Below are 24,629 nucleotides of genomic sequence, written 5' to 3'. Positions count from 1 at the left end.
GCAAGGCAGGGCAAGATGGAACCGTCCTATCCAGTCATCTGGTGTGGGATGGCCCCCGGCCTGGCGGACGTCTTGGCGGATGTGTGGCCAGGCGGGGGGCGCTACAGCACGGGTTAAGCGCCGTGGTTGTCGAGGCCACTGCCATGGCAGTCGGCACAGGTGTTGTTGTCGGTGAGGCCGATGCCGTTACAGGTGCAGCACCGGTAGCTGGCGATCGGGATGGCGTCGAGGATCTGGACCCAGTCGGCCCAGGGCTGTTCGGTCATGGTCATCACCGGCTCTTGCGCGGCGTGATGGTGACGTACATGCGGTAGTTGCGAGGCCGGGCGCGGTCCGGGTAGGCCCGCGACATCGAGGTGACGTCGAAGACCTCGCGCAGGTGAATCATGCCGAGGGTGATTTCGGCGCGGTTTCCTTCGAGGCGGATACGCATGCTGGATACCTCCTAAGCGGGGCTGTCGGGCGTGATGCAGCCGTAGTAGCTGTCGTGGGCGGCGTAGCGGGTGCGGGCGTCGGAGAGGATGGCCACGGCGCGGTACTCGACGGGGCCGAAGAGCTTCGACGTGCCGTAGTGGCCGCCATCCGAGTCGATCGGAGTGCCCAGCACGTCGGCTATGGCGTCAATCTGCGCGCGCATCTCGTTGTCGTCTACATCCCTGGGGAAGTGGTGGACGGTGGTGCCGCGCGGGGCGGGTACGTCGGGGTTGGCCTGGAGGAAGACCGCCAGGCGAATGAGGCCGTGAATGAGAGCGGTGCGGTCGTCGGTCATCGGTGATCTCCTGTTCATCGGGTGCGTAGGGTGCGGAGCAGGTCTGAGGCGAGTTGGTTGGAGACGCCCAGGCGGGCGCGGAGTTGGTCGCGGGTGATGGGCCGGCCGTGGGCGGTGTGATGGTCGTCGGCGACACGGCGGGCGTAGTCGACGAGTGCTGGGTCGGGTGTCGGGCCGTCGTCCTGCTCGTCGTCCTCGTGGGCGGGGACGAGGGCGGGACGGTCCTCGTACGGGACGGCTTGGGGACGGACGGGGACGGACGGGGACGCCGTCGTCCAGGACGAGGACGTCTGCGGGACGTCCGGGGACGGTTCGGGGCTGGGTGTGGTGGCGCGGCGTTCGAGCATGGAGACGGCGACGAGGAACGCGGCGGCCGGGGTGGCGGCTGTGATCCAGCCCCACACGGTTGGGTCGGCTTGTTGCAGGTTCGCGGCCAGGGACAGGACGATGCCGCCGGCCAGGACGAGGACGGGCCAGGACAGCGGGCCGCGCCGTACTCGGCCGGTCTTTTTGTCGCGCTGGCGTTCGCGGGCGGCCATGACGCAGGTGAGGTCGATGCACACGGCTACGGCCCAGGCCATCCATCCGTGCTGGCCGTGCTCGGTGGCGGTGTCGCGGATGTGGGTGAACGAGCCCGCGCCCGCGATGAGCGCCAGGACGAGGACGGGGCCGGTGTCGAGCAGCCAGGCGGCGCAGCGGCGCATCATGGTTCCTCCCTTCTTGGTCAGGCGGTCAGGCGGTTCGGGAGTCGGGTGCTTGGTGGGGTTGGGCGGCCATGACATCGGCCCAGGACGGGGCTCGGTCGGCGTAGGTGTGGGCGGCGTGTTCGGCCGCGGCTTCGCTGACGTAGAAGGAGCGGGCGCGATACCACTGGCCGTCCTGGCTCGCCACGATCGCGACGCCGGGTGTCTCCGCGGCGATGGCGCGAGCGGAGTCGAGCGCGGCGGGGTCGAGGTCGCCCAGCGTCATGGTCGCTGTCTCGGGATCGTTGACCCGGTGGCAGACCCGGCCTGAGCACTGGGCGCGCAGGGCGGTGACGCCGGGGCCGAGATCTGAGCCGATGCGCTGGCCGCAGCAGAACAGGTAGATGCCGAACGCCCGCCCGAGCTGCGCGACCCGCAGCAGCGCGGTGGAGGTCTTGGCGATCTCGTCCTTCTCCGACTTGTCGGCCATCAGATAGAGCTCGGCCAACTCGTCGACCAGGACCACGACCGGCACCGGCCGCATGGCGGGCGGCAGTTGCCAGATGTTGCGCGCCGAGGCCATCCGGCATACGCCCATGCGGTCCGTCATGAGCGCCACCAGGTCATCGAGCAGCCCGCCGCATTCGGCCCGGGTGGTGGCCAGGGCTGACAGGCGGGGCGCGTACGGGGTGAACTCGACGCCGCCCTTGAGGTCGAAGCCGACCAGGGCGACCGGTTGCGGCGCGAGGCCGACGATGAGGGCGTTGGCCAGGTTGGATTTGCCGGACTGTGTGGCCCCGGCGTTGAGCCAGTGCGGGACGGTTTTGAAGTCGACGACCCAGGGGCCGCCGGTCTCCAGCCTGCCGACGGTGACCTTGAGCAGTTCGGTCGAGGGCGGTAGTTCGTCGACCTTGACCAGTGGGTCGCGGATGGTCGCGGCCAGCCGTACCCGTCCTGGCTTGTCGGAGGTGACCCGTACGGCGTGGACGCCCCAAGAGTGCGCGAGCCGTTCGGCTACGTCGGCGTAGTCGGCCGGGATCTGTCCTTCCAGGGTGTGCAGGGTGACGCGCCAGCCGTGGCGGGTCGGCATGGGCAGCCACATGAATGGCTTGGTGTCGACGGCGATGCGCTGGAACTTGCGCTTCACCCGGACGACGCCGGTCGAGGCGACCAGGCCGGGGACGGTGGTGAACCAGAACCGTTGCCGCTTCTTGGTCAGCCCGCAGCCGAGGGCGACCTTGCGCCAGGTGGCCAGGATGGAAATGGCGGTCAGTGGATAGCCGAGAGCCAGCCAGAACGAGCGGTGATGCCAGCGGCGCCAGGCCCAGAGTCCGGCCGCGAGTGCGGCCAAGACTCCGAGCACCGCGTAGAACTCGTCAGGCATCCGCGGCCTCCTGTAGCGGGAGGAGCGCGGTGGCACGGTAGGAGATGCCCCACTTGCCGGCGATCTCCCAGACGTAGCCGAGCAGGCCGACCGCGTTGACGGCGTGGCCGGCCTTGATGGGCGGCTCCCCCGTGATGCCGATCTTGACGAGCTCGATCCGGCCGAACTCGTCTTCCACGGAGACGGTGACTTCGTAGACGGTGTTGCCGTTCTTGTCGGTCTTGATCTCGCCGGTGTCGCGGTTGAGGACGCGCGGGCGCGGGGCCTTCACGCAGGTGATAGCGAGCTTGCTGGTGTCCACAGGGATGGGGATGGTGCGCATGGTTGGTTCCTTTGAGTGGTCGAGGCGTAACGCTATGAATACATAGAACGCTTGGAATTCTAAGTTGTCAAGGGCTTCCACGAAGACTTGGTTGGCATGTCCGGGCGGCTGTGCTGAACTGGAGGGGTAAGCACCCCACGGAAGGCGTTGGATGGTCGAGAAGTCCGGTCGGCCCGGCTACCTCCAGATAGCCGACGACCTGCGCGCGCAGATCAGAACGGGCTCACTCACCCCCGGCGCTGCGCTGCCTTCGACGGCCCAGCTCTGCCAGCGCTACGACGTATCCGCCAGCGTGGTCAAGGCGGCGATCAGCGTTCTCCGCACCGAGAACCTGATCGTCGGCCAGCAGGGCAAGGGCGTGTTCGTACGTGAAGACGCCGCCGCCGCGCTCTCCGCCGAAGAGCCGGCCTCGTCGGCGGTCATGGAGCAGCTCGCTCAGATGCGGAACACTCTGGCGGTCCTGGGCGACCGGATCGCCGATCTGGAGAAGGCCGTGTTCCAAGGGCCGAAGCGATCTCGCTGACTCGGCAAGCCAGCTCTTCCATCTCAGACCGAATGGCCTGAAGCTCACCCAAAATCCGCTCGTTTGTGGTCACTTCGGCACCCCATTTCTGGCTGGTCGTTATCCCCGGCGGGATGCCGTAAGTTCATCGCGCATTCGCGCTGTCGAGTATCACGGAGCGTTAGCTAAGCTCCTTCATTGCTGCCTGCACGGCGGTTACACATGCGCTTACATACGCCCGCCCCCTCGAAGTGCACAAAAGGATGCGATGAAGACAATTCACCGCCCCGGATGGCAGCCCCTGGTCCTGCGGCAGCACCGCGAAGCCCACGGCCTCACCTTGGAAGCCGCAGGCGATCAGCTACGTCAGGTCGCACACCGGCACGGCCTGTCCGCCCCTGCCGCTAATTTTCAGACACTCTGGGCACACGAACAGGGATCGGTATATCCCGGACCTCACTACCGACGTGCCTATTGCCTCCTATATCAGGCAAATGAGCCAACCCTTGGTTTCCGGCTACCGCTCCCCGGCGAAATAACCGAAGTGGAAAATTCCATCTCGGATTTGCCTCAACCCTCCGACCCCGCCGCTGACAACGCCGCCGCGCAGGTCATCGAACAGACCCTCGTCAAAGTCTCCGGCGCCCCATCCAACGCCGAGCAGAACGCTCTTCTCAACCGCGTCGTTGACGCCTGGCGACGCCGACACGGCAAGGGCAGTCCCAAGCCGATCCTGACGCTCGTCGGCGGCTACGCCGGATCGGGCAAGACGGAGTTCTCCCGGTTCCTGTCGGACATCACCGGCTGGGCGTTCCTGGACAAGGACTCACTGACCCGCGCCATGGTCGAACGGCTGCTCGTCTCACTCGGCGGTGACCCGCACGACCGGCACACGGACCTCTATCTGCGCGAAGTACGGCCGCTGGAGTACCGGTGCCTGATGGAGACCGCCTTCGACAATCTCAAGGTGGGTACGTCGGCCATCCTCTCCGCACCGTTCATCGCCGAACTGGCCGATCCCGATTGGGTGTCGAGACTGACGAACCGGTGCGCAGCCAAGGGGATCGATGTGGCGGTGGTGTGGGTACGCTGCGACGTCGAATCCATGCGCGAGTACATCGAGTTCCGCGGCGCCCCGCGCGACGCATGGAAGCTTCAGAACTGGGAGGAGTACGCCGCCGGACTCGACACGGATGCGGCACCACCCACTGCGCACGCCACCGTGGACAACCGCCTCGGAGCTGCGATCAGCCTTGCCGACCAGACTCGTCAGACGCTGAAACGGATTCTGATGTGAAGGGCGTTGTGCTGTACGGGCCGCCGGCCAGCGGCAAGAGCACGGTGACGGCCGCGCTGACGGTTCTGGATCCCCGGTTCGTGCTGCTGCGCAAGCTCAAGGCCGGCGACCGGCGGGGCAGCGAGTACGAGTTCATCAGCGCCGAGCGCATGGCCGAGCTGCGGAACGCCGGACGACTACTCGTCGAGACCCAACGGTACGGAAACACGTACGCCGTCGACCGCTACCAGGTGGAGCGGATGACTACAGCCGGGCAGATACCCATCGTCCACATGGGTAACATCCCCGACATCCACCGCCTGAACGATGCAGGGCCATGGCTGGTGGCCCTGCTCTGGGTGTCGCGCGAGGTATGCGAGAGGCGCTCGCGCCAACGCCTGGATGACGACACGAGTCAACGGTTACGCGCGTGGGATGAGACCTTGGCCGATCGGCGCGCTCACGACGACAGCCTGTTTTACTGCCGCTATGAGACTGACGAGATCGCTCCGGAAGCCATAGCACGCCAGATTGCATGCGCATTCAGTGATCGGCAGGACGACAGTCTTCATTCACCGCGCCTGACCACTCAGGATTCGGTCCCATAGGTCTCGGGCAACGCGGGCGGAGACCCGAGCGCTCTCGACCGCGGCCTCGTCCTCATCAGTGAGACGCCGGACAAACCAGAGGCCTCCAGCCGTACAGAGTTCAAAGATCGGACTCCGACAGATACAGGTGTGCTCGCGAACCCGGATCCGATCGGTGCGCTTGACGCTGGGCGCCCAGTCAACCGGCTCAGCGTGGTCTTGCGTAGTGATCGCGTGCAGACCGTGGTACTCGAACTGTAGGACGGCGCAGCTCACAGCAGCACCACCGAGCGCCCTTGTCCCCAGAGCGGGACAGCTAGCGTTTCGAGGCGCACCCCAAGCGCCCAGCGGTCGAGCCTCGTGATCTCGACGTACGGAGAATGATCACAGCATCCCCCGGCAGGGATCGAATCCCCGTCGCGATGGTCGGTGGACCGGCCAAGCCGCATAGTGCGAAGCGCGATAGGGACGCAGCCGAGTAGTCGCATACCCCCGAGCGTAGGAGCAACAGAGGAAGCCTGTCTACCCCTAGGGGTACCGAGGGATCGATATAGATCGGTAGAGGCGAATGAAGACCTGTAGCGTCCCCTTTCTACCCTTACACCGTGATGGACTTCGAGCCCGACCGCCCTCGCTGGCAACAGGTCGCCGATGTGCTCCGCTCGCGCATCGCCAGCGGCGAATACCCGCCCAAGCATCTGGTGTCGGAGGTCCGCCTCGTCCAGGAGTTCGGTGTAGCCCGGGACACGATCCGCAAGGCGATACGCCAGCTACGCGAAGAGGGTTTGATCTACACAGTGGCGAACCTCGGAAGCTTCGTCAACCCAGCCGGCGAGTCCGGGGCGCCCGAGAACTGAGCCTCTCCAAACAGGCCACCACAGAGCCGTAGAGACCATGAGAACCACAGGTCAGCGGCATGGATGCTCAACCGGATGAGACTTTTCTCCACGGTTTCAAGGCGGCCCGCCTACGGCGGCCCGCATCGCGCGGCGGTCGACCAGCCGGCCGGGCTGCGGCTCTTCGGCCGGTCCCGGCCGGCGCCGCCCGCGCGCTCCAAACCACCGAGATGGAACGCCAGACGATAGAAGACCGGCGCAGCCAGCACGATGGTCAGGGCGCGCCGTTCAGGTCGCTGAGGCATCATCGGGAGAGCTGCAAGGGGCTGCGCCCCCCTGCACCGTCACGCCGCGTGTACATCAGACCCAATTGCGTCACGCCTTGGTCCAATAGCAGGTCATCGACCGGAGCGGGCAGCCCAGGCTGAGGCCGTGACGATCGCTGACTTCGGTTCCGCCATACGGGGTCAGGGCGATCGACTGCCGCGCCGCCCCGGTGCTCGGCCCTGACGGGCCTGCGCTCCGGGTCGACTTGCCACCGGGTTGCCTCGGGTAATCACCGGTGCCAGGTCCCCTGGCATAGCGGCATCGGCATGCATCGTTTGTGCTATAGACGGGGCAGCTCAACGCTTCGATTCTCCCGATGCCTCCAGCTTCGAACCTCACTGGACCGTAGACATACGCGCCCTAGCTTGGCAGCCCCAGCTTGTCGAAGAACGCCCTGTTCCGCTCCGTGGCGGAGTTGACCAGCCCGTCGAAGCTCATGACCTCGATGTACGCCTTGGCGGAGTCGTTGAAGCCGAAGTACCCGAGGCCGTCGTGGGTCGGCCGCAGGTTCGAGATCTCGCACCGCTCGATCATCCTGTCAGTGAGGTCGGAGATGATGTAGCAGAAGGCTGGCGGCTCGTGAGTCGGCGGGATCGGCCTCCCCGTCGCCGTCATCACTCCCCCTGCGCGAATCCTCTTCACGTAATCGAGACACTGCTGGATCGGGTTCTTGTCCTCGGTGGCGTCCTTGCGCATTGGGCGCTTGATCTCGACTACGACAATCGACGGCAGCGGCAGCTTCTGCCCCTCCGCCGCGAGCACCGGCAAGTCGATGAGCCGGGTCGCAAGTATGTCGGGTTCCTTTGTGGATTGGGACCCCGTGATCGGCATGCTCTTCAGCGTCTTGTCGGAGGCGAGGTAGTCGTGGAACGCAAGCCTCTCGTCGATGATCCACAGGTTCGACCCGTCAGAGGCGACCTCGTTGGAGTCCGTCCGCATGGGGACGATCAGCGAGTGGATCGCGTCCTCTCGGCTGTACTTCCCGTCCTTATCCGCGCGGATCAGACGCCCGAGCAGATCCAGCACCGTCCGGCGGCGCGAAACGTACGCGGCCAGATCCGACTGGTTGATCTCGCTGACGGTGCTGAGGTAGGCGGCGAGCCGCTCCGCGTAGTCCTCCGCCGGCTCCGCATCGGCCTCTGCGAAGATCTCCTGCCCCTGCACGAACGCTTCGGACTCGATCTTCTGTAGGTGCCGGTGGAGCTGAAGCTCAAGGTCCTGGTCCTTGACCGACGGATCGACCGTAATACCGCGCTCCTCGATCTTGGCCAGCACAGGTCGGTATCGCGGGGCACGCTTGCTCACGAAGTCGTGGAGCCGCTGCTTGCCCTGCTCGCGGGCCGATTCAAGCGGATCCTTCAGGATCTCCCCAATCTCTTCGAGGACGGCTTCGCGGATGTCGTCCAGCGAGAGATCGTCGACGAGCGGCTCGCCCGCGATGCGGTCGCTGATGTCAAAGGCCGTCCGATCGGAGCGGACGCGCTCGTCGAGGAAGTTCGAGGTCAGGTAGCACGCGTAGACGAACTCGCCGGAGTTCTTATCCTTCAGCTTGCCGTGGAGTCCCGGCACCTTCCCGCTCAGGTTCTCCTCGATGACGACGCGGCTCGCTGCGCACCAATGAAGGCGGGGGACGGAGTGTCGCGTGGAAGACTTCAGACGGAGGTTCAGCATGTCAAACTTCTGGCCCTTAACCTCGATCGTCGACGACGACATCGCCGAATCGACGAACTCGTCCATCAGGCTGGCCAGCGACACCGACTCGTCGTCGTCCGCGACCGTCACGACGGGCGCTCCGCCTGGCCGGAGAAAGTACCAGATGCAGTGTTCGAACACCTCGCGCGCGATGGCGTCGACGCCCTTCGGCGCGTGCTGCTGGAACGACTCCTTGAAACCGTCGAGGCGCACGACCGCGCCTGGGCGCGCGAACCCGTCTGTGCCGCCGTCGTGCTCGACCTCGCGCTCGACCGAGAACTTGAACTGGCGTCCCCGGAGCTTCCCGTCCTCGTCCTCGTACGCGCTGCGGACCGACACCCTGTCGAACGCCTTGAGCCACAGGAGCCGCCCGATGCCGCGGCAGCCGAGGTCGGACTTGAAGTCACTGTCCAAGGTCTCAAACGAGGACATGTTCTGCGCCGTGAATCCCACGCCGTCGTCCGCGACGGTGAAGCCGATGATCGGCTTCATGGGGGCACGCCCGGGCCCCACGGGGCCGAAGTCCAGCTCCGCCTGTGAGTCACGATGCACCCTCACGTCGATCTGGCCGGGCTTGCCGGAGCCGTCGCGCCGAGCGTCGATTGCCTGGATGCCGTTGACGATCGCCTCTAGGAGCGGCAGGAGCGCGTGGCTCTTGGGCAGGCTCGTGTTCCGGACTCGGCCCGCAAGGGACGTCGTCAACGCCATAGTTCATCCTTTCGCAGCCGTTACACCGACCGTACCGACGAGCTCCGAAAACGGCGGTGGTCGGACGTGCTCGCGTCGGCCCGCATGATCAGTCGTCGTCCCTCAGCTCGAGCTTCAGGCCGAGGGCACGAGCGACCTTGGCGATGGTCGCAGTCGTGACGTCATTGTTCGCCTCGATGCGCGCGATGGTCGGGCGCGATACCCCGGACTTCTCGCCGAGCTCCCCCTGCGACCACCCCTGCTTCTTGCGGACCTCGCGGATGACGTCACCGAGGCTCGCCTCGGACTCCTCGTCCATGCGCCTTACCCCTCGGCCTCGGAGCCCGCGTCCGGGTCGGAGCTGTGCTGGGCGTGGAGGGCGTCCGCCGCGATGTCGGCGATCTGTCCGATGAACGCCGGATCGGTCATGTACGACTGGATCTCTTTCGACTCGTTCACCGTCTTCAGAACCGCGAGCCCGACAGCACCACTGAAGCCCTCGGACGCCTTGAGCTGGGCGACGGTGTTGTTCTTCGCCATCGCCACCGCCTCCTCGTTCGCGTCGAGAAAGCCCCAGAAGGTCGTGATGAACCCGGAGACGCTCTTGGGGCTGACGTCGATGCCCTTGGCCTTAAACATTTCGTTGACCTTGTCTATGGCCTCGTCGAGCGGGCCGCGCTTCGGCGCGGCGCTGCCCGTGTGCTCGCCGTCGAAGATCGGGAGCTTGATGCCCTCGCCGCTCCCCTCGCTCAGCGAGTGGTCCTCGTTGATGGCGGAGGGCACAAGCTTGACGCCGGAGAGCTGCACGCCCTCGAGGAAGCTGTCGTCGTAGTCGCTACCGACGGTCTGGAGGTTGCGGGCGAGCAGCGTCGCCAAAATCGCGCGCCGGTGCAGCTCAGGATCCTGGTAATCGACGATCTGGCTGAGGAATTGCCAGGCGTTGCGGTACCCGAGTACATCGGCCCGGAAAGACTCCAGGGACTCCTTCTGCGCCTTGTCCTTGGAGAGCACAGCCTGACGCCACTGGCCGCTCCACCGGTTCTTAATCGGAGACAGGGCCTTGGCGATCGCCTCGCCGCCGGCGTCCTGGAGGAATGCGTCGGCGACGGCGTCCATCTCTTCGTGCGTGTAGAGTCCGGCCGTGTCGAGCCGCTCTCCCACCGTGATCAGCGCATTGGGATCGATGTCGCCGTCGACGTGCGCGTCGGAGTAATAGAGCTTGAAGTCTTTCTGGACACTCGCCGGGGTGTTGCGGAAGTCAACGACCATCGGTGCGGTCTTGCCAGGGTAGATCCGATTCAGCCGGGAGAGGGTCTGCACGGTGGCGACGCCGGAGAGCTTCTTGTCGACGTACATCGCCATGAGGCGCGGCTCGTCGAAGCCGGTCTGGAACTTGTTCGCGACGATGAGGACGCGGTAGACGCCCTCCTCGCGAAACGCCCTGCCGACGTCGCTCACGCCGTTCACCGACACCTCAGTGACGCTCTCGCCGTCCTCGTCGGTGAGCGCCCCCGAGAACGCGGCCAGTGTGTGCAGCTCGTACCCCTTTTCGGCGATGTACGCGTCCATCTTGCGTGACCAGCTCAGCGCCTCCATGCGCGAGCTCGTCACGACCATGGCGCGCGCCTGGCCGCCGAGCATGTGGCTGACGTTGCGCTGGAAGTGTTCGACGACGACCCGCACCTTCTGTGCGATCGCGGTCGGGTGGAGCCTCGCGTAGCGGACGATACTCGAGACAGCCTCGCCGGTGTTGACCTGGATCTCGCTCTCGGAGGCCTTTCCCTCGAGCGTGCCCTTTACGCGGAGGAACATGTCATAGGTCGAGTAGTTCGTCAGCACGTCGAGGATGAAGCCCTCCTCGATCGCCTGGGCCATCGTGTACGTGTCGAAAGCCTCCCAGCGGTCCTCGCGCTGGGTGCCAAACAGGCGCAGCGTCTTCGCCTTCGGGGTTGCGGTCAGAGCGATAAAGGTGATGTTGCTCGACGCAGCGATGGCCGAGTCCTTGGCCATGAGGAGGTCGTCAGCGCTGATGTCGTCCTCCCCTACATCCAGCTCGGCGTCGACGAGCAGCTCCTTGAGCTGGCGCGAGGCGGAGCCCGATTGCGAGGAGTGCGCCTCGTCCGCGACCACGGCCCAGCGCCGCCCGCGCAGCTCCTGGGTGTCCTCGATGAGCTTCATGACCTCGGGGAACGTCTGCAGGGTGCAGGTGATGATGTGGTCGCCCTCGAGTAGCGCCTTCTTCAACTGCGGCGACTTGGCGCCGGACTTCTCGCCGACGGCGACGACGAGCCCCTTACTCGACTGCACCAGGTTCATGTCGTCGCGGATATTCTCGTCGAGGACCGTGCGGTCGGTGACGACAATGACCGAGTCGAACGTCGACTTCGAGTCGGCGCTCATGTGGCGGATCAGGCGGTGGCTGAGCCAGGTGATCGTCTTGGTCTTGCCCGAGCCAGCCGAGTGCCAGATCAGGTAGCGCTTGCCGGTCCCGTTCGCCTCGATGTCGGCGACGACGCGCTCGACGGCGCGCAGCTGGTGGAACCGGGGGAAGACGAGGCGGCCCTCGTCCTTCTTGCCGGACTTGCTGGGCTCGAAGAGCGCGAAGTCCTTGAGGACCCGCATGAAGGTCGCGCGCGCGAGGATCTCGCGCCACAGGTAGTTCGTCGACGAGCCGGTGCCCGACGGCGGGTTGCCCGCGTGGCCGTCGTTGCCCTGGTTGAAGGGCAGGAAGACGGTGTCCCCGCCCTGGAGCTTGGTCGTCATGTAGACGAGGTCGTTGGAGACCGCGAAGTGGACGAGGGCGCGCCCGGGCGCGAGCAGCGGGCGGCTCCTCCCCGGCTTGCGGTCCTCCTTGTACTGGCGGATCGCGTGGTTAACGGTCTGCGTGTTGTCGGTCTTGAGTTCCAGGGTGACGACCGGCAGACCGTTGGCGAGGAGCACGACGTCGATGCTCTCGTTGGTCTTCGTATCGAAGCGCACCTGGCGCAGGACCCGCAGTCGGACCGACTCGGCCGCTTCTACGACCTCGGTCAGGTTCGGATTCGCCGGGGGGAAAGCCATCATCGGGCCGAACTTCGCCGCGGGGCGGCCGATCTGGGCGTAGGAGAAGCCGTTGCGCAGCACACCGAGCAGGCCGCCGACAGGGTGCCCGGTCGTCGGGTCCATCCTTGTGGCCTTGGCGAGTTCCTTGGTGATGTGCTCGAGGAGCTTCCGCTCAGCGTCGGCCCTCTGCCCGTCGACCAGGTCGCCGGGGACGGCCTTCTCGTACTCGTCCGGGTACTGAGTGCTCAGCCAATGGAGCACGTCGGCCGGCGCGATCGCGAGGCCGACGTCCCAGCGGCCCGTCGGCCTCCCGTCGTCCTCATACAGCCAGCCGCACTCGGCCAGCTCGGCGCAGATATTCTCCTCGAACTCGCGCTCCATCAGCTGCGCGTGGCTCACGCGATTTCCTTCCGTCCGGTAACGACGTCGAGCAGGAACGCGGAAGACCGCTCCACGAGAAGGTCTCGAAGGCTGGCGATCTTCGACAGCATGCCGTCAATGCGACCCGTCACCCCGTCGAGATAGTCCGCGATGCGTTGCTGCTCGTCCATGGGGGGCAGCGGCAGTGGCATCATGTCGAGTGCGGTCTTCGTGACTCGCTGGGCGTTGGGGCGGACTCCTGTGCCGATGGCTCCGAAGTAGTCAACATATCGGGGGCTGCGGAGAAGGTGGTGCACGTAGCGCGGATGGAATCGCGGCGAGATCCAGAACGCCTTGTAGTCAGGGCTGATGTAACCAGTGAGCGACGAAACGCCGAGCCCGCCGTGATTCAGCCACATCATGTTGGCGGCGAGTTGGTTCGGCCTCACTACCCGGTACTTCGCCACGTCCAGGGACGCCTGTTGACCATCCGTCCGCGTATTCAGCTCGACTCCCCGGTACTCGGAGATCGAGAGAAGGGGCCCTGGCGGGTTCTCGCCGTTCCGCTCGGTGCTCTCGGTGAAGTCGTAGCCGAACTTCGTGCGGTCCCAATGCTCAGGTATCCCGGACAGCGGAGATTGCGCATCTTCGCCTCGGCGCGAGTCCTCCTCGGAGAGACCGAACAGCGCAGCCGTGTCGATTGCCCGTGCACGCAGTGCGTCGGTCAGCTCATCGAGCTTCGCGATCATGTCATCGGCCTCGTCGAGCCGGGCCGCGAGTTCGCGCTGGACTTCCAACGGCGGCAAGGGGACGCGAATGCGTGACATCCGAGTGAAGTTGGTGGACCACAGGTCGTCGACGATCCCCGTGCCCCAACGGAAGAACTCCTCCTGGAACGGGATGCTGCGGAACAGATGATGGCCGTACTCCGGAACCAGGAGATCCGGCCTTGGCGTCATGACGGAGTAGACGACAGAGACGCTCCCGTCCTGGTAAGCCAGCCCAGAAGCCCCGCGCCGGTCGGATCGCGAGTTGATGACCAGATCTCCGGCGCGCACTAGCTTCCGATCGCCTTCGGTCTGTGACTTGGCGACGCCAGCGAGCTGGGGCGTCACGCCCAGCTTCCCGACCGACAGCGCGGAGAACTCCGTCTCACCGACTTTCTCGTTCCGCTCTACGACGATGGATCCGATCGGAGCCATGACGAAGGCGGAGCTCTCGAGCAGCGACTTGTGGACTGCCTGATCGGTCACTGATCGCTCACCAGCTTGAACATGTCAGCGAGTTCGCCCATGAGCCTCTGTACCTCGGAGTCGATCTCGTCGAGCGGTCGCGGTGCCCGCGGCGTGTAGAAGATCCTCGTGAACGGGATCTCGTTGCCGTGCTTCGCCTTGCTCTCGTCCCACTGGGCGTCAGGAGAGAACGGCACCACCTCGCGCGCCATGTGCTCGGCGAGGTCATCGCTGAGCGGCACGCGCTCGGTGATCTTCCATCCGCTCGAAGTGACCGCGTTGCCCTTCCGGTCGACGGCTGGCGGCGCTGAGTCGTCGGGCACGGCCATCGCCTTCATCACGGCGTCTACTAGGCCCAGCGGAGCCTTCAGCCCAGCTGCCTTCGCAGCCTGCGGGAAGGTCTTGGGAAGGTCGTTCCAGCTCGTGCCGCTAAGCGATTCGAGCACGGCGACGTGCTCGTCCGTGAAGTCCTTCCGTTCGCGCAGCGCCTCGTGCGCCTCTTCGCTGAATCGGGCAGCCAGGCGCGCCTGCTTGTAGACGGGAACGTCCCGGAACTTGAAGTCGTCCGGAGTCATCACGCGGGAAATCTTAGGATCCGCGTGGTCGAAGGCCTTGTACGCCTCGAGCACCGGATCCCGGTCTGCGGCACGCATCTCCCGGCGCTTCTCGCCCATGGGCCTGCGCAGCAAAGTCCATTGGCCCGATCCGTCGATCAGCTGGATCTTGCCCTTGCGCTCCGGTTCCTTGTTCGTGTCGAGGAACCAGACGTAGGTAGGGATGCCGGTCCCGTAGAACATGCTGGGCGGCAGGGCGATGATGGCGTCGATGAGGTCCTCGTCAAGGAGCCACTGACGGATCGCCGTCGGCCCCTTGTCGCCGTTGAAGAGCGGGGCCGCGTTGGAGACGACCGCGGCGCGTCCACCCTGGCCGTTCTTTCCGGGCGGACTGAGTTTCGACGCGCAGTGCGCCAGGAACAGCATTTGCCCGTCGCTGATGCTGGGGAGGCCATGGCTGAAGCGGGAGCCGGGCGTCTTCGCCTGGTCACGCACGGGCTTCTCCTCGACCTCCCAGTCGATGCCGAACGGGGGATTCGAGAGGACGTAGTCGAAGGTCTGCCCCTCGTAGAGGTCCTCGACGAGGGTGTTGCCCTGCCTAATCGCGTCCGGGCGACCGCCCTGGATGAGCAGGTCCGCCTTGCCGAGGGCGAACGCGGAGGGCATGAGCTCCTGGCCGTAGAGCGTGACGTCGATCGTTTCGTTCATGCGCCGCAGCGCTTCCTGGGCGATGAGCAGCATGCCACCGGAGCCGGCCGTCGGGTCGTAGATCGAACGCGCCGTGCCCTCTCCCGCGAGGGTGTCGTCGTCGTTCGCGATCAGGATGTCCACCATCAGGTTGATGGCGTCTCGCGGAGTGTAGAAGTTACCGGCGGCCTTGCCCTTCTTGTTGAAGGCGCGGTACATGACGTCCTCGAAGACGTCGCCCATGCCTGTGTTGCTCAGGCTGCTCGGGCTTAGGTCGAGCGTGGAGAAGTGCTTGACGACGGCGTGGAGTCGATTGGCGTCGGCGAGTACTTTCGCGCGCCGGTTGAAGTCGAAGGAGACCCAGATGTCGGCGATGTTGTTCGAGAACCCGTCGATGTAGCTCTTGAGGGACTTGTCCACGTTGTCGTCGACCGACGCGATCGTGGCGAGGTTGAGCGGCGAGACGTTGTAAAAGCCAAGCCCGAATCGGTCCTTAACCGCGATGTCGATCAGGTGCTGAGGCATCCCGCCGAACGCATCGACGTACTTGATCACCTCGTCCTTGGTGCCAGCGAGCATGCACTCCAGGCGCCGGAGCACCGTGAATGGCAGGATGTAGTCGCCGTAGTCCTCCTCGTCGACGATGTTACGCAGGTACTTGTCCGCGGTGTCCCAGACGATCCGCGCCGTCGTCTTCCTGAATGCCTCTGCCGACTCGGCCATGCGTGCTCGTTCCCGATCATCCCGGTGCTGCTCTGTATCAAAGACTTTACAGCGATCCCTGCATCAGGAATGTGACATTGCGGCGAGCGCCCGAGGCGATCGGACCACGCCGGCGATGTGTTCCGCGAGGCCCGACACACCGCCCCAAAGCCCACCCGATCCGGGCGCAGGGGCGGTGCCAGACGGGTGGCACGTGCACATGCTCGAGCGAGGCGCTCAGAGCCGAGCCTCATCCCTCTCGCCCCTGCAGCACGAGCGGGCCAACGAAAGCCACCACCTAACGAACCTCGACGGGGCCCAGGGGACATGCACGGGATGATCTCCCAGATGGCGCGGGTGACACCAAGCACCTTCGCAGCTCAGAGCACATGAGCCAGCCTTGCAGGTGCCTCTCTCCTACAGCGAGTGCCGCAGGTTCGAATCCTGAACCAGCACACTGCCGGGGGCGCCGGCATCAGCCCGCCTCCCTCACCATGCCGACCGGAGACTCCGACGAAGCCGCCACCATCGGAGCACACGCCGTACCGACGCCGAGATAGTGCGGTCCCACCGGGCGCAGGACGACATGAGAGAGCTTGTCAGACTCGCCAGCTCCACAAGAGCCGACATCGGTGGCCGAGGCGCGGCACTGCATCCGTGAGGCGATCCAGGCATGCCCCAAGCCAGCAACGCCGAGGCCGAGGCGCGGGTCGTACTCGACACAGCGAGCCGCCGAGCCCGACTCGACCCCGCCGGAGCTGAGTTGATGCGGCTGGTCGTGAACGTCCTGTACCGGCTTCCCGGCGGCCTCATCGGTTACGTCTCCCTCGCCGCCACCCGGGAAGTAGCAGTGGCCAGCTGGCTCAAAGCCCACCACGTACCCACCGTTGCCAGGCGTCGACCAGCCCATCGGGGTCGACGGCCGCGCGGTCACCTGATGGCGAACTGCCACCCCACCAACACGGCGCCGTCTTGCTGGTGGCTACCATACTGCGCCGCCTACATGACCTCCCACCCCACCGCCTTCGGCGTCGGCCGCCTGGACCCGTTCCTCCGGTTGACAGAAACCATCGACCGAGTCGCCACCCTCAACGAAGCAGACCGGGCATGGATGGCGCGACCATCTGGCCGAGCTGAAGGCACTGGGACGCCCGTAAGCCTCGGCCTATCGATTGGTGTCCCGGGGACGCATAGTCGCCGCAGCAGCGAAGCAGTTAGGCATTGACTAAGGCCTCGCATCTGCCTCACCCGCGCGCCGGCGGGCGGCACACAGGTCCTGCTCACGGCAAACCAGGCTGCTGGGCATTCCGCTGACATCCGACTACAGTAAATCACTCGCATCCAGAATGAGCGGTCGTTGGGGCACCGCTGGGAGCATTCAGCGGCATTAAGATCACTTCGGTTGGGGGCACGCGGTCTGGCCCACTGGTACGAATAGAGGAGGGCAAATTGAGCGACGTATGGCTGAACGCGATTGTTGAAGTGCGGGAGCGGACGCCTAAGGGTGAGCGCACCGAGGCGGTCCGAACTGCTGTTGTGGATCTGCGTTCGGCAGGTTCACTAGGGTTGCCCTTTTCTGCGGCAGCAGTTCAGTTCGAGGCCGAGTCCGGTGTGTGGCTGCGTGGTCGAGTAGAGCTGGTGGCGGTGGCGTGGTGCTTGAGCCACGACTGGTGGGGCTATGCGGTGAGCGTGGCGAAAGCTCGCAAATGGGCGGCACGGCCAGAGCTGTGGTGCGTGAAATGTGGCAACCCGGGAGGCGTGGTTAACGGCTGGTTCCTCGGCGATGTAGGCGATGCGACGAGGCGCGAGGTTCCAGGCTGGTCATTTGTAGGCGAGTTGCCGGGCGATGACGTCGAAGGGCGTGGGGAGTTGCTGACGCTGATCGGCACGTCGCGGTTTGCGGTGTCGTCGTCGCTAGGGGCAAATGGACGGCGTCGGGCGTTATCCACGCCAGGAATGCAGTTCCGACCGTCGATGGACCAGGTGCGAACCATGTCAAGGTTGATCAGTTCGCGGGTAGAGGCGGAGGCCCCGGAACAGGATGCAGTCGAGATAGTAGCGTTGGAAATCGGCCCACATGAACTGGAACGTTTTGGAGGGCTAGTGCGGGCGCGTGCGGCAGCACGCATGGCGGCCAGGCAACTGGGGTTGCGAGTGGCGACCCTGGAGGTTAAGGCCATCGATGGCCGAGGGGTGTATGTGCTGGTGTCTCGGGTTATCGATGGGACACGTCTGACAGCGGAAGGCACGGCAGAGCTTGCACGAACGGGACGATTGCCAGAGGAAACAGCATCGAAGTACTACCGACTGAAGTATGCGCATGCGACAGAGCATTTCCGGGCCGATCGTCCGGCGGTGGTTTATCTGGTGACATCGCAAGCGCTGCGTGCGCACAAAGTCGGGATCATGAACGCGGGGAAATCACGGTTAGAGGATCATGAGGTGTGGGGATGGCAGGTGGTCAGCACGCTCGAGTGCCCGACCGGTGAGATGGCGCGTGCGGTGGAGAGACGGGTGTTGCGGCATCTGCACGATGTACGGCGTTTGGGGGCGGCAGTGTCGGCAGAGATGATGCCGCAGGGTGGCTACACCGAGACGGTAGATGCCGGGGCAATCACAGCGGATGAGATTTGGGATGAGGTGTTGGCTGCGGCGCAGGGGGTGATGCGCCGTGAGGCATTGGTACGAGGCCAGGCGGGCGCCATGGCCTGGGACACTTCCTCACCTCGCCGGACTGCACGCCGTGGCCAGTCGTCCCCGTAGGGGGTGCAGCCAGAATCAGCCATGTCTGCCCAGGTCAGTCCCGACTTTCGGGTCTCCAGTCCACTGAGTTATACGGAACACAGGTGTTCGCTCGGGCGGAAAGGCCATCATGGAGATCTACGTTTCTATGGCGGAGACCTCAGGTCCGGCGGGCTGTACCAAACGGTTCTGGCCCCGCTAAGCGACCGGGAGCCGCGACACCCAGCGAAGGTCGAGGGCTGAAGGAGATCCAGGTGGCCGAGCAGATCCGCTACGGGCTCTATCTTCGAAATGCTCTGGAGGTACTCCGAGATCACCCGGAGCCTCTGGCCGCTGCGCGTGTGATCGGTGAGGTACGAGAACGGGTATCGCCGACCCCGTATGAGCTCGAGCATAGCCGCGGTGGTCAGTCCCGGTGGGAGACGGCCCTGCACTTTTGGACCGGTGACGCCGCCACAGTTGGATGGCTGAAGAAGACCGGCGGCTGGACAATCACCGACGCGGGCATCGAGGCGCTCGACAGATATCGAGACGAGAGCGAACTCGCTCGAGAGTTGAAGCGTCTGTACCGGGAGATTGACGAACAGCGCAAGCAGGCTCTGGAAAATCTCAGCGACGTTCAGTGGTTTATTGTGGACGCCATCGGGTTAGTCGAGGCAGGCCAGTGGACTTCTCATGATGATCTAGCTGAGCTCACTGGTGCCTCCGGCCGCGAGGTCGCCCACTTCCTGGCCAATGCCAAGGTAAACGTCCCCGCCTCCTATCGCGTCCTCACGCACGATGGCCGCCTCCCTGTAGAGGGCATGCTCCACTTCAACTATCGGGGTGTGGATCTGCAGCAACGCCTGGAGGGCGAAGGTCTTAAGTTCCTCGATGGAGTGGCCGCTCCGCAGCAGAGGCTCGACGCGATCGCTCTACGAAGTCTCTGGGAGCTGCGCAAGGAACTCACCGGGGCGGACATCGTCGGCATGCAGAGGGCCTGGATGGTGCGTGGTACGGGAGTCGAGGGCTACAACCTGGTCGATGATTGGCTACGTGAGGGATGGGTGTCGTTGGCGGCATCCCAGCTCGATCCCGCAGCGGCCAACCTTACCTTCGATGCGCTGCGCAAAGCGGTCCGCGAGGGATACCAGCACAAGTCCTACGCATTCCAGGAGCAGCGGCTCGCCGAGTTTGCCCGCTTCATTCGCCAAATGCGTATAGGTGATCTTGTGCTCACGACCACCCGTGGTCATGTGTACCTCGGACGGCTCACGGGCGAGGCACGGTTCACCGAATCGCAGGGTGGGCTTTCCAATCTCCGTCGAACCGTGGAATGGTTCAACGTCAGCACGCCGCTTGACCTACGCGCTCTACCGTCACCGATTCCCGCACTGCTCCAGAGCCAGGACTATGTGGTCGACCTGACCTCGGCGATCGACGAGTTGCACCGGCTCGCCCAGCCGTACACCCACCCGGAGGAGGAAGCTCCCCCGGAGAGGCTCCCACTGCAGTTCAACCACGTCGACGAGACCCTGGCCAAGGCACTCCACTCTGACAATCACGGCTGGCTGAGCCGCCTGGAACAGTTGCTCTGGCGACGCAAGCAGATCATCTTGTACGGCCCGCCAGGCACCGGCAAGACCTATCTCGCCTTGAAACTGGCCCGGCACCTGACCGAGGACCAGGCGGTCAAACTAGTGCAGTTCCATCCGTCGTTCACTTACGAGGACTTCATCGAGGGGTTTCGACCACAGCAGGGGAGCAGTGGGACGATCTTCTTCGCGCTCACCGCCGGGCCCTTCCGTAAGCTTGCCGAGCAAGCGCAGGACGACCCGAGCACGCCGTACATCCTGATCATCGATGAAATCAACCGGGCGCAACTCGACAAGGTCTTCGGCGAGCTCTACTTCCTGCTGGAGTACCGGAGTCAGCAGGTCAGCCTGCAGTACTCCCCCGACTCGCCTTTCAGCCTGCCGGAAAACCTGTTCATCATCGGGACGATGAACACGACCGACCGCTCGATCGCGCTCCCCGATCAGGCGATGCGCCGCAGATTCGCCTTCTTCGAACTCCACCCAGACAAGGAGCCCACCCAGGGACTGCTGGAGCGCTGGTTGAGAGATCAAGAGATCGAGTCGGACATCCCCCATGTGCTGGCCGAGCTCAACCGCCGCATGGCCGACGACCTGCCGGAAGGACGCGATCAAGCGATCGGACCCTCTTACGTCATGCGCCAGCACCTGTACGAGGACAACGATGCCATGGACGAGGTGTGGAACGCCGACATCCTGCCTCTGCTCCGTGAGCTCAACTTCGGCTCCAACACCGACGTGGAAGGCCGCTATGGCCTTGATGTTCTTCGCCAGGCGATCAACGGGTCAGAGGAATGACCATGCCGGAGCCCATCACGGTCTCCGAGATCGGCAAGGGCTCGCCGTACAAACTAGCGGATGCGGAAGCAGAGGCCCTTAAGGCGTCCAGGTTGGGACTGGTAAAGCTGGCCTACGCGAGTTCTGGCAAATGGCAGGTCAAGGGGAACAACAAGGTCGGCTCGGCGCGGATCGGCGGCCGTGACGTGCATGTCGCGCCCAAGTTTCCCATCAGAAGGGTGCTCTTCCTCCTCGGTTACACCGAAGGGCTGAGGGAACCATGGCAGCACGACGAGGTCCTCCTTGAGGAAGAACTGGGACTCGTACCCGCCTTTGCTCAACCACTGTGGCGGCAAATCGACGCGGCCCTTAAACCTGGGCTCTTGTACGGCTACCGCGAGCGTGATGAGGTCTCCACCGTGCTGCGAGGCAGGCTCCGCGAGACCGACCAACTCTATCGCGGGCACGGATTGCAGACTCCGCTCCAGATCCGCTACAGCGACCGCACGCCGGACATCCCAGAGAACCAGATCTTGAAAGCGGCGGTCCTTCGCATGATGTCCGTGCCGGGCGTGGACGCCGAGTCACGCCGGAGACTCCGTCTCTTGCTCGCCAAACTCGCCAAGGTCACGCCCACTGTAGGGCCTCTCCCGACGATCAACCGGCTAAACGCTCGTTACGCCACAGCTCTCAAGCTGGCGGAGCTCACGCTGCGCCAGACCTCGGTCGACCAAGGAGAAGGTCGTCGGATCTCCTGCAACGGCTTCGTAGTCGACATGGAGGACGTGTTCGAAAACTTTGTCCGCATCACCATTGGCAGCCGGCTCAAGCGCATGCTCGGCGGGAGGTATGACAAGCCTGGAATTTTCCTGGCCCCGGGACTCCCCATGCATCCGGATCTTGTCTGGTACCGGCCTGGGCCCGTTGAACGCGCCGGCGTAGTGGTCGATGCCAAATACTCGCAGGAGAAGGAGCGAGGCGGCGGCGGCCTCGATGACATCCGCCAGATGCTTGTGTACTGCACCGTGCTGGGAGTACGCCGTGGGCACTTGATCTACGCCAAAGGCAACGCGGCTCCCACGACCTTCCCCATCGCTGACACCGGCATCGACATCGTCTGTCATTCCCTCAACCTCAACCAAGATCCAGAGAGTCTCTTCGCCGACATACAGTCCTTGGCCAACCAGATCGCTGCAGGAGTTTCCCTTGCGCGCCTCACGAGCTGACTAGGAGGGGTTCTTAGGTCACCTGATGGTGCGCGACGGCAAGCTTGCGAAGATCTTCAACTACTGCCGCGGCTTCCGTCTAGATGCCGGCTTGTGCTTCAGGTCGCGTGTTGCCCTCACGATCCAAGCGCTGGGGATATACATGGGATGATCTTGTACACCTTGTGCATCCCGTAGGCTATTTGCCCAGCTCAGACCACCTAAAGAGACGGATACAACCCCCACTCTCCTAAAGCGGGTGCCACAGGTTCAAATCCAGCCGAGACCCCATCGTCCAGCAGCGACAAAGAGGGATTGACCCGGGAAAGCGTTGGCTGATGGCCTTCTTGTGTCCGGCGATGTCCGGCTGCTGCTGATCGTTTGCGGCTGATCGCGCCAAATGCGTTAGCACGACTCCTGGCATGCCCCACTACAGCCAAGTGCGCTATGCGCCGCATCTAACGTAGAGGGCCCGCGAAACTAACTTTTCAAACGTCCAATGCCAGATGGTTCGACAATGAAGAATCCGTCATGGGCGGTACACGTGCCAGGCGGCTGAGTAAGCGTAGAGATTCCGGGGACGGGCGGCTTGAGGTTAGGCGGATAGTCCGAGCCATCTGCCGTAAATAATGCACCCTCGAAAATCTGTCCAATTTGGCGAATCTCGATGCCTCGTCTGCCGTCTGACGCTCGGACCGGTTTCGTCCCCTCGGGCCATAGGGGAATCAGCGTTCTGAGTTGACGATCGTGATCACCATGTCTCGTAACCACAAGACACGACTCACTCTCCACCCACTCAAGCCGTGCCGTCAACGGCATCAAGGTGGAGTAGAACTCCCCGTGGTATACAGCGATGGCCGGATCGGTGCCGATAACGGCGTGGCATACCTTGTCCGACGGGCACGGTTCAGGCGGAGCGGCAGCGGATGATGACCCGCTTCGGCGAGCGTCTGCAGTGCAGGCCACTAGACTCACGGCCGCCACAAGCATCGCAGCGATTGCGGACACTCGTCTCACGGAGACCACCCTTCTGGCGAGGAGGGTTGGACCGCCTTATAAGGCCGCGGTCCAGCCCTCTACGCTACTCCTTGCCCCTCTATTCGCGGTTCCAAATCCTGTAGCCGAAGGCGTCGCGGTACACCGTCACGTGGCTGTACGCGCAGTACAGTGCCGTCTCGCCAGCGAGTGCACCCTCTCCGACGACGATGCCATATGCGGTGAAGCCTGTTGACGGGCCTCCCGTGAAGGCGGGGCCGCCGCTGTCACCACCGGCACATTTGGTCCCGGCACGTTCGTTGGTGACGTAGAGATTATCTACGGTGCCGTTGGACCAGTTGGTTCTCTGCACAGTACCGCAAGTTGTCCCGGTGCTCTTCCCCCACTTGCATACGGCATCACCGACCCACTGGATGGGATCCTCGGCATCCACGTATGCCTTCTGGTTGGAACTCCAGTAGAAGGTCCGGGTGAGCGTTAGACCTCCCCGGGTGTACAGCGCAGCTTCACCGTAGTCGCAACCCAACCAGCATGAGTTGGTCAAGCTGATCCCGGTGCAGTTGCCTCCATCAACGGGATAGTTGCAGTATGTTCTCGTCGGTGCGCCATTAGAGCAGTGCCCAGCCGTGGCATGGCGCCGCGTCTCATAGTCCCAGGTGGCTACCACATTGAAGTTGGACGTGCAGTCTCCGAGGTTCCCCCCACCCCGAATGTACGGGTCCGCGGCAGAGGTGGTGGCCGAGGCGGTGGTGGTGGATGAGAAGTTGGATGCGACAGGCTTCTCCGTGACCGTCACGTCCACGGTGATGGACGGATTGGTCACCAGCGAGGTCACCGCCGAACTGACGGCGTCCTCCTGGACGGACGCTTTAGCTGCGGGTGCGGGGACGACGAGGCTGTGCACAGTACCGGTCTTGGCGTCGTAGTAGCTGGCCACATCAGAGAAGCGAGGGTCGTCCCGTAAGGCATGGTGCACACGCTTCTTCGTGTCGTTCAGCTCGGCCTCGGTGTAGCCCAGGCGGCCCTGTAGCTCCACCCGGAAGGGCAGGGTTTTGGCAGTTTCTACGGCCGGCGCCGGGATATCCCCCTTGAAGCCGAGCCAGACCTGCGAGCCGTCGGCGGCGCGCTCGCCACCAGCAAAATCGCCCTTGAAGGTGCGCTGGAGCTGGACCAGCTTCTGTTTGGCCGCTGGCCATGATCCGTGGCGCTCGATGGCCTCGCTGAAACTGACGCCTTGGGCCTGCGCCATACCCTTCAGGACTTCGAGGTGCGCGGCGGAAAGATCATCGATGGTGACGTCGGGGATATCGACGGGGCCGTCTGGCCAGTTCGCGGTCGCCGCCGGATCCGTCTTTGCCTTGTGCGCGATGTAAGCGGCCACGGCGTGCTCCAGGGAGATCCCCTTGCGAGCCGCGTTTCGCTTGAGTCTTTCCAGTGCTGGACGGTGGACTTTCGGTTGCGACTCTGCGGCCAGTACCATGGTCTCGGTCTGAGCGGAAGATGCTACAGCGGGGGAACCCGCGAGGCTGAACGCCGATAACGGCAGCAGTAGCGCCACCATGGCCAGGAACGTTATCCGCCTTGCCGCGGTCCCGCCTGCTAACTGTGAAGAATGATCCGCCACTTTACCTCCACGCACTTGAGGGAGTTCCGGAGCGAAGTTAACATGGCCTTTTTCTACGAGTAAGGCTTG

Annotated in this window: 19 protein-coding genes; 7 read left to right on the top strand and 12 right to left on the bottom strand. The window is 64.3% G+C overall.

What is annotated here, in order from left to right; genetic code table 11:
* Positions 1–113 precede the first annotated feature (113 nt).
* The 6 genes from KME80_RS03415 to KME80_RS03390 are packed head-to-tail and all read right to left on the bottom strand — an operon-like array spanning position 114 to position 3,158.
* Complete coding sequence (locus tag KME80_RS03415) at positions 114–272, bottom strand: hypothetical protein (RefSeq protein ID WP_219500143.1); 159 nt, start codon at positions 270–272, stop codon at positions 114–116.
* Positions 272–433 (bottom strand): hypothetical protein, encoded by a 162-nt coding sequence (locus KME80_RS03410; RefSeq protein ID WP_219500141.1) that lies wholly within the window; start codon positions 431–433, stop codon positions 272–274. The genes KME80_RS03415 and KME80_RS03410 overlap by 1 nt, the downstream gene beginning before the upstream one ends.
* Positions 434–445: 12 nt before the next feature.
* The gene (locus KME80_RS03405) at positions 446–769 is read right to left on the bottom strand and encodes a hypothetical protein (RefSeq protein WP_219500140.1); all 324 of its coding nucleotides are present in this window, start codon (positions 767–769) and stop codon (positions 446–448) included.
* A 14-nt stretch (positions 770–783) separates the two neighbouring features.
* The gene (locus tag KME80_RS03400) at positions 784–1,473 is read right to left on the bottom strand and encodes a DUF2637 domain-containing protein (protein WP_219500374.1); all 690 of its coding nucleotides are present in this window, start codon (positions 1,471–1,473) and stop codon (positions 784–786) included.
* A gap of 28 nt (positions 1,474–1,501) precedes the next feature.
* Complete coding sequence (locus KME80_RS03395) at positions 1,502–2,836, bottom strand: FtsK/SpoIIIE domain-containing protein (RefSeq protein WP_219500139.1); 1,335 nt, start codon at positions 2,834–2,836, stop codon at positions 1,502–1,504.
* Positions 2,829–3,158, bottom strand: a complete 330-nt coding sequence (locus KME80_RS03390; RefSeq protein WP_219500138.1) for an SCO3933 family regulatory protein — start codon at positions 3,156–3,158, stop codon at positions 2,829–2,831. The genes KME80_RS03395 and KME80_RS03390 overlap by 8 nt, the downstream gene beginning before the upstream one ends.
* A 151-nt stretch (positions 3,159–3,309) precedes the next feature.
* Here KME80_RS03390 and KME80_RS03385 point away from each other — a divergent pair, with 151 nt between their 5' ends.
* The 4 genes from KME80_RS03385 (at position 3,310) to KME80_RS03370 (ending at position 6,380) form a co-directional block, all read left to right on the top strand.
* A complete protein-coding gene (locus tag KME80_RS03385; protein WP_219500137.1) occupies positions 3,310–3,681 on the top strand; it encodes a winged helix-turn-helix domain-containing protein in 372 nt (123 codons plus the stop codon).
* A 523-nt stretch (positions 3,682–4,204) separates the two neighbouring features.
* Positions 4,205–4,957: a P-loop nucleotide/nucleoside kinase family protein gene (locus KME80_RS03380; RefSeq protein ID WP_308125599.1), complete on the top strand. Its 753-nt coding sequence runs from the start codon at positions 4,205–4,207 to the stop codon at positions 4,955–4,957.
* Positions 4,954–5,544 carry a guanylate kinase gene (locus KME80_RS03375; RefSeq protein WP_219500135.1) on the top strand — a complete coding sequence of 197 codons (591 nt, stop codon included), beginning with the start codon at positions 4,954–4,956 and terminating at the stop codon, positions 5,542–5,544. The genes KME80_RS03380 and KME80_RS03375 overlap by 4 nt, the downstream gene beginning before the upstream one ends.
* Positions 5,545–6,131: 587 nt before the next feature.
* Complete coding sequence (locus KME80_RS03370; RefSeq protein ID WP_246643939.1) at positions 6,132–6,380, top strand: GntR family transcriptional regulator; 249 nt, start codon at positions 6,132–6,134, stop codon at positions 6,378–6,380.
* 666 nt (positions 6,381–7,046) lie between these two features.
* Here the strand turns inward: KME80_RS03370 and KME80_RS03365 are convergent.
* From KME80_RS03365 to KME80_RS03345, 5 genes are all read right to left on the bottom strand, one after another.
* Positions 7,047–9,086 carry a hypothetical protein gene (locus KME80_RS03365; protein WP_219500132.1) on the bottom strand — a complete coding sequence of 680 codons (2,040 nt, stop codon included), beginning with the start codon at positions 9,084–9,086 and terminating at the stop codon, positions 7,047–7,049.
* An 88-nt stretch (positions 9,087–9,174) separates the two neighbouring features.
* Positions 9,175–9,384, bottom strand: coding sequence for a helix-turn-helix transcriptional regulator (locus tag KME80_RS03360; RefSeq protein ID WP_219500130.1), 210 nt, complete (start codon positions 9,382–9,384; stop codon positions 9,175–9,177).
* Positions 9,385–9,389: 5 nt separating this feature from the next.
* Positions 9,390–12,506 (bottom strand): type I restriction endonuclease subunit R, encoded by a 3,117-nt coding sequence (locus tag KME80_RS03355; RefSeq protein ID WP_219500128.1) that lies wholly within the window; start codon positions 12,504–12,506, stop codon positions 9,390–9,392.
* Positions 12,503–13,720, bottom strand: a complete 1,218-nt coding sequence (locus KME80_RS52570) for a restriction endonuclease subunit S (protein ID WP_219500126.1) — start codon at positions 13,718–13,720, stop codon at positions 12,503–12,505. The genes KME80_RS03355 and KME80_RS52570 overlap by 4 nt, the downstream gene beginning before the upstream one ends.
* On the bottom strand, positions 13,717–15,663 hold the full coding sequence (locus KME80_RS03345; protein ID WP_219500124.1) for a type I restriction-modification system subunit M: 1,947 nt from the start codon (positions 15,661–15,663) through the stop codon (positions 13,717–13,719). The genes KME80_RS52570 and KME80_RS03345 overlap by 4 nt, the downstream gene beginning before the upstream one ends.
* A gap of 1,428 nt (positions 15,664–17,091) precedes the next feature.
* Here KME80_RS03345 and KME80_RS03340 point away from each other — a divergent pair.
* The 3 genes from KME80_RS03340 to KME80_RS03330 all read left to right on the top strand — a co-directional run bounded on the left by KME80_RS03340 (position 17,092) and on the right by KME80_RS03330 (position 21,961).
* Positions 17,092–18,405, top strand: coding sequence for a hypothetical protein (locus KME80_RS03340; protein ID WP_219500122.1), 1,314 nt, complete (start codon positions 17,092–17,094; stop codon positions 18,403–18,405).
* 233 nt (positions 18,406–18,638) lie between these two features.
* Positions 18,639–20,756 carry an McrB family protein gene (locus KME80_RS52565; protein WP_219500120.1) on the top strand — a complete coding sequence of 706 codons (2,118 nt, stop codon included), beginning with the start codon at positions 18,639–18,641 and terminating at the stop codon, positions 20,754–20,756.
* A 2-nt stretch (positions 20,757–20,758) separates the two neighbouring features.
* Entirely contained in the window at positions 20,759–21,961 is a 1,203-nt protein-coding gene (locus tag KME80_RS03330) for an McrC family protein (protein ID WP_219500118.1), read from the top strand.
* 1,075 nt (positions 21,962–23,036) lie between these two features.
* On the opposite strand, the gene KME80_RS03325 is transcribed toward KME80_RS03330, so the two are convergent.
* On the bottom strand, positions 23,037–24,497 hold the full coding sequence (locus KME80_RS03325; protein WP_219500115.1) for a S1 family peptidase: 1,461 nt from the start codon (positions 24,495–24,497) through the stop codon (positions 23,037–23,039).
* Positions 24,498–24,629 lie beyond the last annotated feature (132 nt).

This window comes from Nonomuraea ceibae (assembly GCF_019396325.1).
GTDB lineage: Bacteria > Actinomycetota > Actinomycetes > Streptosporangiales > Streptosporangiaceae > Nonomuraea > Nonomuraea ceibae.
Note: the sequence above shows the minus strand (reverse complement) of the source record. Positions and strands in the feature narration are given on the sequence as shown.